Annotated in this window: 15 protein-coding genes; 12 read left to right on the top strand and 3 right to left on the bottom strand. The window is 73.8% G+C overall.

What is annotated here, in order from left to right; genetic code table 11:
* Window positions 1-27: 27 nt before the first annotated feature.
* From ACN9MM_RS11225 to ACN9MM_RS11210, 4 genes are all read left to right on the top strand, one after another.
* Window positions 28-1,392, top strand: a complete 1,365-nt coding sequence (locus ACN9MM_RS11225) for an NYN domain-containing protein (protein WP_426363479.1) — start codon at window positions 28-30, stop codon at window positions 1,390-1,392.
* Between the two features lie 257 nt (window positions 1,393-1,649).
* Window positions 1,650-2,681, top strand: a complete 1,032-nt coding sequence (locus ACN9MM_RS11220) for an NlpC/P60 family protein (protein ID WP_426368718.1) — start codon at window positions 1,650-1,652, stop codon at window positions 2,679-2,681.
* 195 nt (window positions 2,682-2,876) lie between these two features.
* Window positions 2,877-3,896 (top strand): NlpC/P60 family protein, encoded by a 1,020-nt coding sequence (locus ACN9MM_RS11215; protein ID WP_426363478.1) that lies wholly within the window; start codon window positions 2,877-2,879, stop codon window positions 3,894-3,896.
* Window positions 3,897-3,920: 24 nt separating this feature from the next.
* Window positions 3,921-5,135 carry a hypothetical protein gene (locus ACN9MM_RS11210; RefSeq protein WP_426363477.1) on the top strand — a complete coding sequence of 405 codons (1,215 nt, stop codon included), beginning with the start codon at window positions 3,921-3,923 and terminating at the stop codon, window positions 5,133-5,135.
* A 17-nt stretch (window positions 5,136-5,152) separates the two neighbouring features.
* On the opposite strand, the gene ACN9MM_RS11205 is transcribed toward ACN9MM_RS11210, so the two are convergent.
* Entirely contained in the window at window positions 5,153-5,680 is a 528-nt protein-coding gene (locus tag ACN9MM_RS11205; RefSeq protein WP_426363476.1) for a PadR family transcriptional regulator, read from the bottom strand.
* Window positions 5,681-5,783: 103 nt separating this feature from the next.
* Here ACN9MM_RS11205 and ACN9MM_RS11200 point away from each other — a divergent pair, with 103 nt between their 5' ends.
* Window positions 5,784-7,121 (top strand): MATE family efflux transporter, encoded by a 1,338-nt coding sequence (locus ACN9MM_RS11200; protein WP_426363475.1) that lies wholly within the window; start codon window positions 5,784-5,786, stop codon window positions 7,119-7,121.
* On the opposite strand, the gene ACN9MM_RS11195 is transcribed toward ACN9MM_RS11200, so the two are convergent.
* Window positions 7,082-8,344: a glycosyltransferase 87 family protein gene (locus tag ACN9MM_RS11195; protein WP_426363474.1), complete on the bottom strand. Its 1,263-nt coding sequence runs from the start codon at window positions 8,342-8,344 to the stop codon at window positions 7,082-7,084. The two genes, ACN9MM_RS11200 and ACN9MM_RS11195, sit on opposite strands and share 40 nt — an antisense overlap.
* Before the next feature lie 99 nt (window positions 8,345-8,443).
* Between ACN9MM_RS11195 and ACN9MM_RS11190 the strand changes: the two genes are divergently transcribed.
* On the top strand, window positions 8,444-9,586 hold the full coding sequence (locus ACN9MM_RS11190) for a glycosyltransferase family 4 protein (RefSeq protein ID WP_382869895.1): 1,143 nt from the start codon (window positions 8,444-8,446) through the stop codon (window positions 9,584-9,586).
* Between the two features lie 113 nt (window positions 9,587-9,699).
* Here ACN9MM_RS11190 and ACN9MM_RS11185 read toward each other — a convergent pair whose 3' ends face one another.
* Window positions 9,700-11,496, bottom strand: a complete 1,797-nt coding sequence (locus ACN9MM_RS11185) for an AMP-dependent synthetase/ligase (RefSeq protein ID WP_382873922.1) — start codon at window positions 11,494-11,496, stop codon at window positions 9,700-9,702.
* 256 nt (window positions 11,497-11,752) lie between these two features.
* Between ACN9MM_RS11185 and ACN9MM_RS11180 the strand changes: the two genes are divergently transcribed.
* The 6 genes from ACN9MM_RS11180 (at window position 11,753) to ACN9MM_RS11155 (ending at window position 16,969) form a co-directional block, all read left to right on the top strand.
* Window positions 11,753-12,520: a metallophosphoesterase family protein gene (locus tag ACN9MM_RS11180; protein ID WP_426363473.1), complete on the top strand. Its 768-nt coding sequence runs from the start codon at window positions 11,753-11,755 to the stop codon at window positions 12,518-12,520.
* Window positions 12,521-12,610: 90 nt separating this feature from the next.
* Window positions 12,611-13,051, top strand: coding sequence for an SRPBCC family protein (locus ACN9MM_RS11175; protein ID WP_382873927.1), 441 nt, complete (start codon window positions 12,611-12,613; stop codon window positions 13,049-13,051).
* Window positions 13,052-13,467: 416 nt separating this feature from the next.
* Window positions 13,468-14,595 (top strand): ArsA family ATPase, encoded by a 1,128-nt coding sequence (locus ACN9MM_RS11170; RefSeq protein ID WP_426363472.1) that lies wholly within the window; start codon window positions 13,468-13,470, stop codon window positions 14,593-14,595.
* A 43-nt stretch (window positions 14,596-14,638) separates the two neighbouring features.
* A complete protein-coding gene (locus ACN9MM_RS11165) occupies window positions 14,639-15,139 on the top strand; it encodes a DUF5304 domain-containing protein (protein WP_426363471.1) in 501 nt (166 codons plus the stop codon).
* Between the two features lie 66 nt (window positions 15,140-15,205).
* Complete coding sequence (locus ACN9MM_RS11160) at window positions 15,206-16,147, top strand: ROK family glucokinase (RefSeq protein WP_426363470.1); 942 nt, start codon at window positions 15,206-15,208, stop codon at window positions 16,145-16,147.
* A gap of 75 nt (window positions 16,148-16,222) precedes the next feature.
* A complete protein-coding gene (locus ACN9MM_RS11155; protein WP_426363469.1) occupies window positions 16,223-16,969 on the top strand; it encodes an endonuclease/exonuclease/phosphatase family protein in 747 nt (248 codons plus the stop codon).
* Window positions 16,970-17,058 lie beyond the last annotated feature (89 nt).

Raw genomic sequence — 17,058 nt, 5'->3', positions numbered from 1 at the left:
GCGCGGACGACATAGGGGTGACGGATCGTGGAGCAGCCCGCGCACGGTGGTGAGCCGGCCGGCGCGGCAGGTGACGCTGCCGAGACGCTCGACCACCCGCTGCCGGAAGGCGTACGGCGGCGGGTCGTCGCGCTGGTCGCGGACGCCTTCGGCGGGCTGACCGTCGCGGAGCTGCCCGGACCCCTGCGGCAGTACGCCCGCTTCACCGCGAGCCGGCGGGCCAAGTTCGCCGGCAACGCGATGGCCGCCGCGCTGGAGAGCGACCCGCTCTTCCGGCAGCGGATCGGCGAACGGTTCAAGCAGGGCCAGCCCGAGCTGGCCGGGGCCGTGGAGACCGGCACCCCGCCCGCGGCCGCCGACCCCGTCGACGTGGCGGCGGCCGCCTATGTGCTGCGCCCGCCCGGCTGGGTCAAGCTGGTCGCCGCCGCCGGCGAGGAGGCCCAGCGGGCCGACGCCGAGCGGGCCGACGAGGCCGGACGGCGCGAGCTGGAGCGGCTGCGCGAGGAGCTCGCCGCCGCCCAGGACCGCTCCCGGGGCGAGACCGAGCAGCTCCGGCGCGACCTGGACACCGCCCGCAGGGAAGCGGAATCGCTTCAGCGCAAGCTGCGCAGCGCCCAGAGCGACGTCAAGCGCGGCGAGGCGGCGCTGCGCAAGGTCCAGGGCGAGATCGAGGCCGCGCGCGCGGAGTCGGCGACGCAGGTGTCGGCCGCCGAGAGCGAGACGCGGCGGCTCAGGGCCCGGCTCGGCGAGGTCGAGGCGGCCCTGGAGGCCAGCCGCAGGACCGCCCGCGAGGGGCGCTCGGTGGAGGACATGCGGCTGCGGCTGCTGCTCGACACGGTCCTCGACGCGGCGCAGGGGCTGCGGCGCGAACTCGCGCTGCCGCCCGTCTCGGTGCACCCGGCGGACACCGTGGACGCGGTGGAGCCGGGGCGGATGTCCCCGAAGGACATCGCGGCGCGGGCACTGTCCGAGACGGATCCGGCGCTGCTCGACCAGCTGCTCGCGCTGCCGCAGGCGCATCTGGTCGTCGACGGCTACAACGTCACCAAGACCGGCTATCCGACGATGCCCCTGGAGAAGCAGCGGCTGCGGCTGCTCGGCGGGCTCTCGGCCCTGGCGGCCCGCTCGGGCGCCGAGGTCACCTGTGTCTTCGACGGGGCGGAGCTGGCGGCCCCGGTGCTGCTCGCGCCGCCGCGCGGGGTGCGGGTGCTGTTCTCCAAGCCCGGTGTCACGGCGGACGAGTTGATCCGGCAGCTGGTCCGGGCGGAGCCGCCGGGGCGGCCGGTCGTGGTCGTCTCGACCGACCGCGAGGTGGCCGACGGCGTCGCGAAGGCGGGGGCGCGGCCGGTGGCGTCCGCCTTGTTGCTGAAGCGGCTTTCGCGGCTCTCGTGACACATCGCAACTCCTGAGCGGTATGCCCGAATTCTGGATGGCGCACCGTCAAGTGCTCATCACTGGCCGTGTGATGTATGTAAATAAAGTGGTGCGTGGGCGAGATTTTTGCCAGTGGGATTTGAACTGATCACAACTTGGTCACTAGGGTCGAGCCTCGAACCTTCGCGCGGTTGATCACCCATCCGGGGTGGCGGCGGAGGAACCGCCTGCCCGTGACCGGTTGGGCGGCTCTGAGGAAGAAGGAGCTCGCCTTCGTGGCGTCCCACCGTCGTCCCAAGCAGCCGAGCCGTACCCGTGTGACCGTGTTCACCGCGGCCGCGGCCGCTGCAGTCGCCCTCTCCGCCCAGTCCGGTGCCCAGGCCGCCCCCGCGCAGCCGAAGATCGACGACGTCAAGTCGAAGGTCGACAAGCTGAACCACGAGGCCGAAGAGGCCACGGAGCAGTACAACCTGGCCGACGAGCGCCGCGGCAAGCTGCAGAAGGAGATCGGCCAGCTCCAGGACAAGGTGGCCCGGGGTCAGCAGGAGCTCAACACCCTGCGGGACCAGATCGGTTCGGTCGCCAGCGCCCAGTACCGCTCCGGCGGCATCGACCCGGCGCTCCAGCTCTTCCTCTCCGCCGACCCGGACACCTACCTCGACAAGGCGTCCGCGATCGACCAGATCAGCGCCCAGCAGGCCGACGTGCTGACCTCGATCCAGGCCAAGCAGCGCACGCTCGCCCAGGAGCGGGCCGAGGCGACCACGAAGCTGGCCGACCTCGAGGACGTCCGCAAGACGCTCGGCGAGAAGAAGAAGAAGTTCCTGGGCAAGCTCGCCGAGGCCCGGAAGCTCCTCAACACCCTGACCGCCGAAGAGCGCGCCAAGATGCAGGAGAAGGAGCAGCGCGCCAGCCGCGCGGCCGGCGAGCGCGTGAACCTGGGCAACGAGGTCCCGGCCTCGCAGCGCGGCGCCGCCGCCCTCGCCGCCGCCGCCACCCAGATCGGCAAGCCGTACTCCTCCGGCATGGAGGGCCCCAACTCGTACGACTGCTCGGGTCTGACCATGTGGGCCTACGGCCAGGCGGGCGTCGACCTCACCCGCACCACCTACACCCAGCAGAACGACGGCGTGAAGATCGGCCGCAGCCAGCTCAAGCCGGGCGACCTGGTCTTCTTCAACGGTCTGCAGCACGTGGGTCTGTACGCGGGCAACAACACGGTCCTGCACGCCCCGTACCCGGGCGCCTACGTCCGCTACGAGTCCATGAACACCCTGGGCTCGTTCATGTTCGGCGTCCGCATCTGACGCACGCCGAACCGCTCCGCCATGCCGCCCGAACGGGTGGTTCGCGGTGACACGCGCTGACCTGACGCCCCGCCGGTGACCTGTGTTCTCCGGCGGGGCGTCACTTTGTGTGCCCGGCGCCTTCGTTGGACGAGGAGTGATCAGCGGCTACTGTCTGCCGCGCCAGTCTGCGTCGAGCCGAACGGAGCGCGATCCGTGGCGTCCCACCGCCGACCCGCCCGGGTCACCGTCCTCACCGCCGCCGCCGCGGCCACCGCGGCGGCGTCCCTCGGGGCCGTCCCCGCGAGCGCCGACCCCGGCGCCACGCCCGCGGCCACCCGCGCCACGGTCGACCGCCTCTTCGAGGAGGCCGAGAAGGCCACCGAGGGCTACAACCGGGCGGACGAGAAGGCGGACGCGCTGCGCCGGACGGTCTCCCAGGCGCAGGACAGCCTCGCCCGCGGCCAGGAACGCATCAACCGCATGCGGGGCGCGCTCGGTTCGGTCGCCGGGGCCCAGTACCGCTCCGGCGGCATCGACCCCGCCCTCGCCCTGCTGCTCTCCTCCGACCCGGACAGCTACCTGGACCGGGCCACCGCCCTGGACCGCGTCACCGCCCGCCAGAGCGCCGCGCTCGGCGAACTCCGGCGCGCGCAGCGCGGCCTGAACCAGAAGCGGAGCGAGGCCCGCACGGCCCTCGCCGAACTGGAGCGCAGCCGGGACGAGGTCGCCCGCCACAAACGCACCGTCGAGCGGAAGCTCGCCGAGGCCCGCCGGGTGCTCGCCTCGCTCACCGTCGAGGAGCGCGCCGACTACGACCGCGCCTCCCGCACCGGCGAGCGCGCCGAGGGGCCCGCCGAGGAGCTCCCGCCGCTCGCCGACCTCGGCCCCTCGCGGGCCGCCGCCGCGGTGATCGCCGCCCGCAGCGCGATCGGCAGGCCGTACGTGTGGGGGGCCACCGGTCCCTCGGCCTTCGACTGCTCGGGCCTGATGGTCTGGTCGTACCGGCAGGCCGGGATCAGCCTGCCGCGCACCTCCTCGGCGCAGCGTCACGCGGGCCGGCAGGTGCCGCTCTCGCAGGCGCAGCCGGGCGACCTCGTCACGTACCGCGGCGACGCCAGCCATGTGGCGATCTACGCCGGGAACGGCCAGGTCATCCACGCCCCCTATCCGGGCGCCCGGGTCCGCTACGACCCGGTGAACATGATGTCCCACGTCACCGTCACCCGCGTCTGACACCGCCCCCGTACGATCGGGGGCGTGGCGGTTCGGCTGAGTGGAGCGGTGCGCGGCGCGGCGGCGGTCCTGCCGGCCGTGGTGCTCGTCCTCGGCGGATGCGCGGCCCCCGCCCCGGACGGTCCGTCCTCCCGGGAGATCCAGAGCCTGCTCGACCAGCACGCGCGGGCGCTGCTCGACCGGGACGAGCCCGGCTACCTCGCCGCCCTCGACCCCGCGCTCGCGCCGGCCGCCCGCACCGAGTTCGACCGGCTCGCGAAGATCCCGCTGGGCGGCTGGTCCTACCGGGTCACCGACGTCGACCGGACCGGCGAGGGCCGGGTCACCGCCCGGACCGAGCTCGGCTACCGGATCAAGGGCTACGACTCCGGGCCGGCCACCACCGAGCGGGTCCTCGACCTCGCCGAGCGGGACGGCCGCTGGTACGTGACCGGGGACCGCGCCGCCGAGGGCGCCCCGCAGCAGCTGTGGCAGCAGGGCGAGGTCACGACCGTGACCGGCGCGCGCAGCCTCGTCCTGGGAGTGGGGCAGAGCCAGGAGCGGCTGCGGGAGATCGCGGCGGCCGCGGACCGGGCGGTGCCCGCGGTCGGGGACGCCTGGCACGGGAACTGGGCGGGCCGGGTCGTGGTCCTCGTGCCCGCCTCGATCGACGCCATGGGCCGGCTCCTCGGCGGTCCTGCCGACTCCTACCGGGGCATAGCGGCCGTCACGACCGGCCGGGCGGGCGGCGGTCCCACCGCGCCCGCGGACCGCGTGATCGTGAACCCGGACGCGTACGCGGTGCTCGGCGCGTTCGGCCGGCAGCTGGTCCTCACCCACGAGACCACCCATGTCGCGACCCGCGTCCAGACCACGAAGGCCACCCCGGTCTGGCTCTCCGAGGGCTTCGCCGACTGGGTCGCCTACCGGGGGACCGGCCGCACCGCCGCCCAGGCCGCCCCCGAGCTGCGCCGCGCGGTCCGTGCGGGCGACCTCCCGGCGGAGCTCCCCGACGACGAGGCCTTCGCCTTCGGTGGCGACGCGGACGCCCTGGCCCGGGCCTACGAGGGCGGCTGGCTGGCCTGCGAGCTGATCGCGGACCGCTGGGGCGAGGAGAGGCTGACGGCGTTCTACCGGGCGGTGGGCGCGCACCCGGCCCGCGACGGCGCGGTGGAGAAGGCGCTCCGCGAGGTCCTGGACACCACACCGGACGAGTTCACCGCCGACTGGCGCGCGTACCTGGGGGAGCGGCTGGGCTAGGGCCTGTCACCCCCTAGCTAGCCCTCGTCCAGCCGGGCGAGCGCCTCGGTCAGCCAGGCCTTCTCCTCGGTGCCCGTCGCGCGGGCGATCCGCAGCATCCCCTGGCGGAAGAGGTCGGGCTCCCGCTCGACGGTGACCGGGGTCCCGCCCTCGTAGAAGAAGCTGGCGGGAGTGTTCAGGAACTCCTGGCGGCGGCGGAGGACGGCCGCCTGGTCCGCCGCGTCGGGGAGGTGCCGCAGGAAGGCGAGCAGGGTGAAGAACCGCTGGCCGTCGGTGATCTCGGCGTCCTTGGGGGTGCGCAGCCGGGCGAGAAGCTCCTGGCGGCCTTCCGGGGTGAGCGAGAGCGTGCGGCGCGGGGCCGCGCTCGCGCCCGGTTCCGTACGGCTCTCGACCAGGCCGTTCTTCACCAGGCGGGTGATCGCCGGGTAGAGGGCGCCGTCGCTGACCGGGCGGACGTGGCCGCTGAGGCCCTGGATGCGTTCCTTCAGCTCGTAGCCGTGCAGCGGCTTCTCGTACAGGAAGCCCAGGATCGACAGCTCCAGCACCGGGGCACCGCTCCTTCTCGCTTGTCGGGTGACTGCTCGTCATGCTACCTCTTTTCGAGGTGCCTCTTTTCGAGGTATCTCGAAAAGAGGGGGTCCTTTCGCCATGTCCGCGCACCGCCGCACGCTCGTCCGGCTCGCCCGCCCGGTCTACTTCGAGCTCCTCGCCGGGGTCGCCGCCGGCATCATCAACATGATCTGGGTCGCCCGGCTCGGCGGGGACGCCGTCGCCGCCGTCGCCGTCGCCACCAACGTCGAGAACCTGCTCCTCGGCGTCGTCCTCATGGCCGGCTCCGGCACCACCGTCCTCGTCGCCCGCGCCCGGGGCGCCGACGACCCGGGAGCCGTCCGCGCCGCCGTCCACGGCGGCACCGCCCTCTGCGCCCTGCTCGTCCCGCCCGTCGCCCTCGGCGGATACGCGCTCCGCGACCCGCTCGCCGCCCTCCTGCTCGGCGGCTCCGGCCACCCCGCCCACGCCCTGGCCACCGCCTACTTCGCGATCTCGCTCCCCGGCACGGCCGTCTTCTTCGCCACCAACGTCCTCGACGGCATCCTCAAGGGCGCCGGAGACACCCGCACCCCCATGCGGCTCGCGTTCCTCGCCAACGGACTGATCCTCGTCCTCGACCCCCTGCTCATCCACGCGTACGGGGTGCCCGGCGCCGCCCTCGCCACCGTCACCGGCCGGACCGTCGCCCTCGCCGCCGGACTCCTCGCCCTGCGCCGCGACCCGCTGCTCAGGGCCGCCCGGGCCGCACGGGCCGCCGTGCCCACGGCCGCCGCGCTGCGCCGCACCGCCGCCACCGGACTGCCCATGGCCGTCGACTTCGCCGTCCGCATGGCCGGAGCCCTCGCCCTCGTCGCCGTCGTCGCCCGCCTCGGCGTCGCCGAGATCGCCGCCTACGGCATCGCCACCAAGGCCATGTACGTCGCCACCATGGCCTTCTACGCCGTCCGGCAGGCCGCCGCCATCCACAGCGCCCACCTCCTCGGCTCCGGCCGGGACGAGCGCCGTGCCGTCGGCCGGCAGGCCCTCCTGCTCGGCGGGACCCTCAGCGCGGGCGCCGCCGGGCTGCTGCTCCTCGGCGCCGGACCCGTCATGCGGGCCTTCGGCGCCGAGCCCGCGGTCGCGGAGGCCGGCACGCTCTTCCTGCGCTGCCTCGGCCCCTACCTGCTGCTCATGGCCGGGTACATCGCGCTCGCCGGGGTCTTCGAGGGCACCGGCGCGAGCCCGTACCTCGCCCGGATCACCGTCGCGGGCGTCCTCGTCCAGCTCCCGCTCGCGTACGCCCTCTCAGGCGCCGGCCTCCCCGGGATCTGCCTGGCCATGGCCCTCGCCATGGCGGCCCAGTGCGCGGCGCTCGGCCTGCTGCACCGCCGCACGGTCCCGGCGGCCGAGCGCGCTCAGAACGAGCCGGACAGGGCCTTCTCGCGCTCCGGCTGACCCGCCTGCGCGGGCACCTTCGCGGCGCCGGCGAGCCGCGGCTCCGTCACCGTGTGCCGCCACAGGATCCGGCAGGCGATGAGCGTCGCGGCGATCAGCAGACCGTTCCGCGTGAACAGCACCGCGATGCCCAGCGGATCGCTCCGCGTCACGTGCGAGAACCACACCGGGAACTCGAACTGCGTCACCGCCGTCGCCCACAGCACCAGGTGCGCGGGCTTCCGCATCCGGCTCGACCGGTACGCGAGGCACACCGCCGCCAGACCGACCAGCCACAGCATGTACTGGGGGGAGAGCACCCGGCTCGTCGTCGTGAACAGCAGCACCGCGACGAAGGCCGCGTCCGCCACCGTCGACGAGACGAAGCGGCGCGCCCGGAACCGCCACACGAGCAGCCAGCCGAAGGCGGCGACCGTGAGCACCAGCGCGGCCGTCGACACCGTGGACACGTACGGGCCGAGGAACTCGATCGAGCCGTAGTTCATCCGCGCCTCGCCCGACCAGCCGAAGTGCCGGACGACGTGGAAGACCATCGCGCCCAGCGACTCGACCTCCGTGCCCCGGTCGCGCTGGAAACCGAGGAAGGTCAGCGCCCCGGGCATCCACACCAGGCAGAACGCCAGCACCGCCGCCGCCGCGCCCACCGCCGCCGGCCAGGAGCGGAACGTCGCCCGCCCCTTCGGGGTGCCCGCGAGCAGCAGCACCGGCCACACCTTCAGGACCGCGCCGAACCCGGCCAGCGCGCCCAGCACCCGCGGGCTGCGGCCCGCCGCGAGCAGCGCCATGACCGCGACCGCGGTGACCATCACGTCGTACCGGGCGTACGCCGTCGGGCCGAGCAGCGGGACGCCCGCGAGCCAGAACCAGGCACCCCGCAGCGAGCGGCCCGCACGGCGGCCCGTGTGGACGAGCAGCCCGAACACCACCGCGTCGCAGAGGAAGGCGAGGACGAAGAACGCGGACGCGTAGCCGAGGAACGGCAGCAGACCGGGCGCGAGGATCGCGAACGCCGCGGCCGGCGGGTACTGCCACGTGACGTCGTCCAGCGGGTACGTGCCCGTCCGCAGGACCTCGTACCAGCCCTGGTAGATGTCCGAGACGTCGAACGTGATGTCCGGGCCCGGGATCACCACGATCTTGAAGACGCACAGCAGCAGCAGGATCCGGGTGAGACCCCACAGAGCGAGCGGAAGTCGCAGACCCGTGCGTGATCCGTTCCCCACGGCACCCGTCGTCACTGTCGCGTCCCTGTCCTGTCGGCCCGCGGTGGCGGGGCGGTCGTGTTGCCGGGCGGTGGATGCGATCGCGTACTGTCGGCCACGATGCACAAGACCCTGATCGTAACCAACGACTTCCCGCCGCGTCCCGGCGGAATCCAGGCCTTCCTGCACAACATGGCACTCCGCCTGGACCCCGACCGGATCGTGGTCTACGCCTCCACGTGGAAGCGCAGCCGCGAAGGGATCGAGGCGACGGCCGCGTTCGACGCCGAACAGCCTTTCACGGTCGTGCGGGATCGCACCACCATGCTGCTGCCGACCCCTCGCGTCACCGCCCGCGCCACCGCGCTCCTGCGCGAGCACGGCTGCGAGTCCGTGTGGTTCGGCGCCGCCGCGCCGCTCGGCCTGATGGCCCCCGCGCTGCGCCGGGCCGGCGCGAAGCGGCTCGTCGCCACCACCCACGGGCACGAGGCGGGCTGGGCCCAGCTCCCCGCCGCCCGGCAGCTCCTGCGCCGCATCGGCGAGGGCACGGACACCATCACCTACCTCGGCGAGTACACCCGCTCCCGGATCGCGACCGCCCTCACCCCGGCCGCCGCGGACCGCATGGTCCAGCTCCCGCCCGGCGTCGACGAGAAGACCTTCCACCCCGGCTCCGGCGGCGACGAGGTCCGTGCCCGCCTCGGGCTCAGCGATCGCCCCGTCGTCGTCTGCGTCTCCCGGCTCGTCCCGCGCAAGGGCCAGGACACCCTGATCAGGGCCCTGCCGCAGATCCTCCGCCGGGTCCCGGACGCCGTCCTCCTGATCGTCGGCGGCGGCCCCTACGAGAAGGACCTGCGCCGCCTCGCCGCCGAGACCGGCGTGGCCGGATCCGTACGCTTCACCGGCGCCGTGCCCTGGGCCGAACTGCCCGCCCACTACGGCGCCGGCGACGTCTTCGCCATGCCCTGCCGCACCCGGCGCGGCGGCCTCGACGTCGAGGGCCTCGGCATCGTCTACCTGGAGGCCTCCGCCACCGGCCTCCCCGTCGTCGCCGGCGACTCCGGCGGCGCGCCCGACGCCGTCCTCGACGGCGAGACCGGCTGGGTCGTCCGCGGCGAGTCCGCCGAGGACACCGCCGACCGCGTCACCACCCTGCTCCTCGACCCCGAGCTGCGCGCCCGCATGGGCGAGCGCGGCCGGGCCTGGGTCGAGGAGAAGTGGCGCTGGGACCTGCTCGCGGAGCGACTGCGCGCACTCCTCTAGGGCCTGTCGTCACCGTCCCGTCGCGGGGCAGACGGGAAGGCGACGACAGGCCCTGGGCGTACGGAAGGGGCCCGGGGCGGCGTGATCGCCCCGGGCCCCTTCCGTATCCGCCGCTACTTGGTGTAGATCGCCTCGATCTCGTCCGCGAACTCCTTCGCCACCACGTTCCGCTTCAGCTTCAGGGACGGGGTGATGTGGCCCGCCTCCTCCGTGAACTGGGCCGGGAGGATGCGGAACTTGCGGACCGACTCGGCCTTCGAGACCGCGGCGTTGCCGTCGTCGACCGCCCGCTGGACCTCCGCGATCAGCTCCGCGTCGTCCCGGAGGGACGCCGCCGTCGAACCGGCCGGCTTGCCGTGCTCGCTCGCCCAGCGGCCCAGGAACTCCTCGTCGATCGTGACCAGCGCGCCCACGAACGGACGCCCGTCGCCGACCACCATGCACTCCGCGACCAGCGCGTGCGCCCGGATCCGGTCCTCGATGACCGCCGGGGCGACGTTCTTGCCGCCCGCCGTCACCAGGATCTCCTTCTTGCGGCCGGTGATCGCGAGGTAACCGTCCTCGTCGAGCGTGCCGATGTCACCCGTGTGGAACCAGCCGTCCGCGAGCGCCTCGGCCGTCGCCGCCTCGTTGTTCCAGTACCGCGAGAAGATGTGCTCGCCGTGCAGCAGCACCTCGCCGTCGTCGGCGATCCGCACCACCGAGCCCGGCAGCGGCTGCCCGACCGTGCCGATCTTCTGCCGGTCCCAGGGGTTGAACGCGGTCGCCGCGCACGACTCCGTCAGGCCGTAGCCCTCCAGGACCGTGAAGCCGATGCCCCGGAAGAAGTGACCGAGCCGCTCGCCCAGCGGCGCGCCGCCCGAGATCGCGTACTCGCCGCGCCCGCCGAGCACCGCCCGCAGCTTGCTGAAGACCAGCTTGTCGAAGACCTTGTGCTTCAGCTTCAGACCGAAGGACGGGCCCTGCGGGGTGCCGATCGCCCGGCTGTACGCGATGGCCGTGTGCGCGGCCTTGTCGAAGATCTTGCCCTTGCCGTCGGCCTGGGCCTTCGCCCGCGCCGAGTTGTAGACCTTCTCGAAGACGCGCGGCACGCCCAGGATCAGCGTCGGCCGGAACGAGGCCAGCTCGTCCGTGAGGTTCTTGATGTCCGGGACGCAGCCCAGGCGGATCGGCGCCATCACGGACGCGACTTCGACCAGCCGCCCGAAGACGTGCGCGGCCGGCAGGAACAGCAGCACCGAGCACTCGCCCGTACGGAACAGGGGCTTGAGCCGCTCCACGATGTTGCCGCACTCGGCGAAGAAGGCCCGGTGGGACAGGACGCAGCCCTTGGGACGGCCGGTCGTGCCCGAGGTGTAGACGATCGTCGCCGGGTCGTCGGCGTTCGCCGCCGACATGCGCGCGTCGAGCAGCTCGTCCGAGACCTCCGCGCCGGCCGAGGTGAGCCGCGCGACCGCGTCGTCCTCGATCTGCCAGACGTCCTTGAGTTCCGGAAGGTGCTCCCGCACCGACTCCACGGCCGCCTGGTGCGCCGCGCTCTCGACGAGCGCCAGGGCGGAGCCCGAGTCGCCGAGGATCCACTGGATCTGCTCCGCCGAGCTCGTCTCGTACACCGGCACGGTCACCCCGCCCGCGCTCCAGATCGCGAAGTCGAGGAGCACCCACTCGTACCGCGTACGGGACAGCAGCGCGACCCGGTCGCCCGGCTCCACACCGGAGGCGATCAGACCCTTGGCGACCCCGCGGACCTCGGCGAGGAACTGCGTGGCCGTGACGTCCGTCCAGACGCCGTCGACCTTGCGTCCCATCACGGCGACGTCTGGGTGCTGGGAGGCGTTGCGGCGGATGAGATCCGTCAGGTTGCCGTCCGTGGGGACCTCGTACAGGGCCGGAAGGCTGAACTCGCGCAAGACTGCTGCTCCTCATCGGGCGCCGGCGCCACGGCTCTGTGTGATGCACCGGTGAAGTCCATGATCGGGCAGGTGCTCAGTGGGGGTGAGCACGACTGGACTGCCCCGGACGTTACCCACCAGTACATGGTTCCCGATAGGGGGTCCCGGCCAGATGTTCCGTGCGTCACACATGCGTGGCGGTGCTCTGCGCACAGTAATCCACCGGTTTCGCGACTCCCAAGTAACCGCAGGTGACACCCCCTAAGGTGGGCTCATGCGAGTCCATGTGGTCAGTGACGTGCACGGCAACGCCGGCGACCTCGCCAAGGCGGGAGAGGGCGCCGACGCCCTCATATGTCTCGGTGACCTGGTCCTCTTCCTCGACTACGCCGACCACAGCCGGGGCATCTTCCCCGACCTCTTCGGCACCGAGAACGCCGACCGGCTCGTCGAGCTCCGCACGGCGCGCCGCTTCGACGAGGCCCGCGACCTGGGCCGCAGCCTCTGGGCCGGCCTCGACGTCGACCGCGACACCGCCATCGAGGCCGCGGTCCGCCGCCAGTACGCCGAACTCTTCGCCGCCTTCCCCACGCCCACGTACGCCACGTACGGGAACGTCGACATCCCCGGGCTCTGGGCGGACTTCGCCGGCCCCGGCACCACCGTCCTCGACGGACAGCGGATCGAACTCGGCGGCCTCACCTTCGGCTTCGTCGGCGGCGGACTGCGCACCCCCATGCGCACCCCGTACGAGATCTCCGACGAGGAGTACGCGGCGAAGGTCGAGGCCCTCGGCGACGTCGACGTCCTCTGCTCCCACATCCCGCCGGACGTGCCCGAGCTGACCTACGACACGGTGGCCCGCCGCTTCGAGCGCGGCAGCCGGGCTCTGCTCGACGCCGTCCACCGCGTCCGGCCCCGGTACGCCCTCTTCGGCCACGTCCACCAGCCGCTGGCGCGCCGCATGCGCATCGGTGTCACGGAATGCGTGAACGTCGGCCACTTCGCCTCGACCGGCAGGCCCTACGCCCTGGAGTGGTGACGGCGCGGCCACGGGGGCGCGATAGCCTTCCGTCGGCACGTCTGTGCCCCTTTTACTTCCGCCGGACCGCACAGTGGAGGAGCCACCGCGATGGCCGAACACACCAGCTCGAGCATCACCATCGAGGCGGCGCCGGCCGACGTCATGGGCGTGATCGCCGACTTCGACCGCTACCCGGAGTGGACGGGCGAGGTGAAGGAGGCCGAGGTGCTGTCGGCCGACGAGGCCGGCCGCGCGGAGAAGGTCCGGCTGCTGCTCGACGCCGGCGCGATCAAGGACGACCACACGCTCGCGTACACCTGGACCGGGGACAACGAGGTCAGCTGGACGCTGGTCAAGTCCCAGATGCTCCGCTCCCTCGACGGCTCCTACCTGCTCAAGGCCCTCGGCGACGACCGCACCGAGGTCACGTACCAGCTGACGGTGGACGTCAAGATCCCGATGCTGGGCATGATCAAGCGCAAGGCGGAGAAGGTCATCATCGACCGCGCCCTGGCGGGCCTGAAGCAGAGGGTGGAGTCCGGCGCGTAACGCTGCGCGGGGTCCCGCGCCTTGGCGGGCGGCGCCAGGGTGGGCCCGCGCCCCGCGCTCGTGTGCGCCCGCGCCTCGCGTCGGCCGGCGCCCGTCGCCCACCGCCGCGTGTGCCCGCGCCCACCCCCGCGTGTGCCCGCGCCGGGCGGGGCGGTGCCCCGCCGCCGTGTGGGCAATCGTCCCGCTGGGGCGGGACGGGTGGGCACACGGGACGGCGCCCTGTGCGGCGCCTCCGCACCCTGTGCCTGGACCCGCACCACGCGTGGCGGCGCGCATCCGGTGCAGGTCAGGGCGCGGAAGCCTAGGCCCGGCACGGGGCGCCGTTCCGCCGTCCCGCCGGGTGCATGCTCGCAACGGGCGGGGTGCCGCCCGGCCAGGCGCGGGTGCGCTGTGGGGGCCCGGTAACGTTTCGAGGCATGGGGATCATGCTTGTCACCGGACCCGGCGGCGCCGGCCGCACCACCCTCGCCGCCGCCACCGCCCTCTCCGAGGCGAGGGCCGGCCGCAGGGTCCTGCTCGTCTCCGAGGACGACGCGCACGTGAGTGACGGGAACCTCCGGGTCCTGCGGCCGCGGCCCGGGAGCGACTTCCGGCGGGAGTTCCTCGACCTCCAGGCCCGTTCCTCTGCGGCCCTCGACCTCCTCGGCGCCGCCCCCTTCGAGGACGCCGAGCTCACCGAGCTTCCCGGGAGCCGTCCGTTCGCCCTGCTGCGGGCCCTGCGCGACGCCGCCACCGGTGACCACGACCTCGCCGTCGTCGATCTGCCCCCGCTTCCCGAGGCCCTCGCCCTGCTCGCCCTCCCCGGCCAGCTGCGCCGCTACCTGCGCCGCCTCCTGCCCCCGGAGCGCCAGGCCGCCCGCGCGCTGCGCCCGATGCTCGCGCAGCTCGCCGGCGTGCCGATGCCCGCGCAGTGGCTGTACGAGACGACCGCCCGCTGGGAGGCCGAGCTCGCCGCCGTGCAGGCCGTGATCGAGGACCCCTCCACCACCGTCCGGCTCGTCCTCGAACCGGGTCCCGCCGCCGCCCGCGCCCTGCGCGACGCCCGGCTCGGCCTCGCCGTCCAGCGCCTCGCCCTCGACGCCGTCGTCGCGAACCGGATCCTCCCCGCCGGCTCCGACGACCCCTGGCTCGCCGGGCTCGTCGCCGAGCAGCACCGGCACCTCGCGGAGCTCCGTACCGCCGCCACGGGCGAGTTGTACGAGCTGCCGCACCTCGGCCGTGCCCCGCGCGGGGCCGACGACCTGGTCCTCCTCGCGCCCGCCCGGACGGCGGAGCCTGTCCCCGTACCGGAGTGGGCCGTGGAGGACCGGCGGGAACAGGACGGCGTCCTCGTCTGGCACATCCCCCTGCCCGGGGCCGTCAAGGAGGAGCTCTCCCTCGTCCGCCGCGGCGACGAACTGCTCCTGACCGTCGGCGCGTTCCGGCGCGGCGTCCCGCTGCCGGGCGCCCTGCGCCGCTGCACCGTCACCGGCGCCGGGCTCGTCGACGGGGACCTCCGGGTGCGCTTCACGCCCGACTCCGGGCTGTGGCCCCGTACCCCCTGAGGCGCGTGTACCGTCGAAGTACGCAGCCATTGAGGAGAACGCCATGAGCGATTCGGACGCCTGGGCCAAGGCCTGTGCCGAGGACCTGGAGGCGGAGAAGGCCCGCCGCCGGGCGCAGCGCGCGACCGAGCCGGGCTCGCCCGCGGAGGAGTTCCGCAAGCTCTTCGAGGCCGTGGCCGGCAAGGTCTCCGGCGGCCTCGGGAACCCGCTCCTCGGCGGTCAGGCCGCGCAGACCGTGCAGCAGCTCGTCAACCAGGCGAAGGCCGTCGTCGAGCCCGTCATCGAGCGCAACCCGCAGGTCTTCGATCACCTCGCCGCCGCCGGCAGCGAGCTGCTCGCCGCGTACCGCTCGGCCGTCGAGGGCCACGAGAGCCGCTGGACCCGCGGAGGCGCGGGCGGCGCCGTCCCCGACGCGGACGACCCGCGCCGGGACGCGGACACACCGCAGGCCGGTGAGCACGAGGACGACCACGAGGACGACCACAAGGACGACCGCAAGGACGACGAAGGGCCCGGAACCGGCCAGCACATCGACCTCGACTGAGCGGTGGGCCACCTCCCCTCGGGTACGGTGGGCCTTAGCGGGGCTCGACCGAAAACTGAGGGACACATGGGACTCACCATCGGCGTCGACATCGGCGGCACGAAGATCGCGGCCGGCGTGGTCGACGAGGAGGGCAACATCCTCGACACCCACACCGTGCCCACCCCGCCGACCCCCGAGGGCATCGTCGACGCCATCTGCGCCGCGGTCTCCGAGGCCGGCAAGGGGTACCAGATCGAGGCCGTCGGCATCGGAGCCGCGGGCTACGTCGACGACAAGCGCGCCACCGTCCTCTTCGCGCCGAACATCGACTGGCGGCACGAGCCGCTCAAGGACAAGGTCGAGCAGCGCGTCGGGCTGCCCGTCGTCGTCGAGAACGACGCCAACGCGGCGGCCTGGGGCGAGTACCGCTTCGGCGCGGGCCAGGGCCACGAGGACGTCATCTGCATCACCCTCGGCACCGGCCTCGGCGGCGGCATCATCATCGGCAACAAGCTGCGCCGCGGACGCTTCGGCGTGGCCGCCGAGTTCGGCCACATCCGGGTCGTCCCGGACGGCCTGCTGTGCGGCTGCGGCAGCCAGGGCTGCTGGGAGCAGTACGCCTCCGGGCGTGCGCTCGTCCGGTACGCCAGGCAGCGCGCCAACGCCACCCCGGAGCGCGCGGAGATCCTCCTCGGCCTCGGCGACGGCACCCCGGAGGGCATCGAGGGCAAGCACGTCAGCCAGGCCGCCCGCGCCGGCGACCCGGTGGCCGTCGACTCCTTCCGCGAGCTGGCCCGCTGGGCGGGCGCCGGTCTCGCCGACCTGGCCTCGCTCTTCGACCCGTCGGCGTTCATCGTCGGCGGCGGCGTCTCGGACGAGGGCGACCTCGTCCTCGACCCGATCCGCAAGTCCTTCCGCCGCTGGCTGATCGGCGGCCAGTGGCGCCCGCACGCGCAGGTCCTCGCCGCCCAGCTCGGCAACAAGGCCGGCCTGGTCGGCGCCGCGGACCTCGCCCGCCAGGGCTGAGTCCCGCACCGGCATACGACGACCGCCCGCCGCGTCCTCCCGGACACGGCGGGCGGTCGTCGTATGTTGGCCGTCATGGCGATCAGTGAGCTGCCCAACTCCCGCACCGAGAGCGACGGTTCGGCCGTCCTCCGGGTGCTGAGCTACAACGTCCGCTCGATGCGCGACGACGAGGACGCCCTCGCCCGGGTGATCCGCGCCTGCGCCCCGGACCTCGTCTTCGTCCAGGAGGCCCCGCGCTTCTTCCGCTGGCGCAAACACGCCGCCCGGCTCGCCGCCAAGAGCGAGCTCGTCGTCCTGAGCGGCGGCGCCACCGCGGCCGGGCCGCTCCTGCTCTGCTCCCTGCGGGCCACCGTGGAGCGGACCGAGGACGTCCTGCTGCCGCTCACCCCGGGCCTGCACCGGCGCGGCCTCGCGACCGCCGTGGTCCGCTTCGCGGGGGCCCGGCTCGGGCTCGTCAGCTGCCATCTGAGCCTGCGGAAGGACGAGCGGTACGCCCAGGCCGGGATGGTCCTCGACCGGGTCGCCGCCCTCGGCACCCCGCACGCCCTCGTCGCCGGTGATCTGAACGAACGCCCCGGAGGCCCCGCCTTCACCCGTCTCACGAAGGAGCTGCGGGACGGCTGGGCGGTCAGCCCCTGGGGCGGCGAGCACACCTCGACCCCCGCCGACCCGCACCAGCGCATCGACGCGATCCTGGCGACCCCGGGCGTCGAGTTCCTCGGCTGCGGGGTCCCGACCGACCTCGACCCGCAGGACCTCCGGGCCGCCACCGACCACCTCCCGGTCCTGGCGGCGGTCCGGGTGCCCGCCACGCTCTGAGGCCCCGCACCCGGCCGGCTCAACCCGGCCCGGCCACCCGCCCGGCGGACGGAGTCCGTCGGGAGGATCCGCCGCCGGGAGGATCCGCC

This window comes from Streptomyces sp. E-08 (assembly GCF_049913095.1).
Taxonomy (GTDB): domain Bacteria; phylum Actinomycetota; class Actinomycetes; order Streptomycetales; family Streptomycetaceae; genus Streptomyces.
This window is presented reverse-complemented; position numbering and strand designations above follow the sequence as displayed.

Coding starts and splice junctions, on each gene's coding strand:
- ACN9MM_RS11190 (WP_382869895.1), top strand. CDS start 8,444: ATGCACAAGACCCTGATCGTAACCAACGACTTCCCGCCGCGTCCCGGC.
- ACN9MM_RS11160 (WP_426363470.1), top strand. CDS start 15,206: ATGGGACTCACCATCGGCGTCGACATCGGCGGCACGAAGATCGCGGCC.
- ACN9MM_RS11175 (WP_382873927.1), top strand. CDS start 12,611: ATGGCCGAACACACCAGCTCGAGCATCACCATCGAGGCGGCGCCGGCC.
- ACN9MM_RS11155 (WP_426363469.1), top strand. CDS start 16,223: ATGGCGATCAGTGAGCTGCCCAACTCCCGCACCGAGAGCGACGGTTCG.
- ACN9MM_RS11200 (WP_426363475.1), top strand. CDS start 5,784: ATGTCCGCGCACCGCCGCACGCTCGTCCGGCTCGCCCGCCCGGTCTAC.
- ACN9MM_RS11165 (WP_426363471.1), top strand. CDS start 14,639: ATGAGCGATTCGGACGCCTGGGCCAAGGCCTGTGCCGAGGACCTGGAG.
- ACN9MM_RS11170 (WP_426363472.1), top strand. CDS start 13,468: ATGGGGATCATGCTTGTCACCGGACCCGGCGGCGCCGGCCGCACCACC.
- ACN9MM_RS11180 (WP_426363473.1), top strand. CDS start 11,753: ATGCGAGTCCATGTGGTCAGTGACGTGCACGGCAACGCCGGCGACCTC.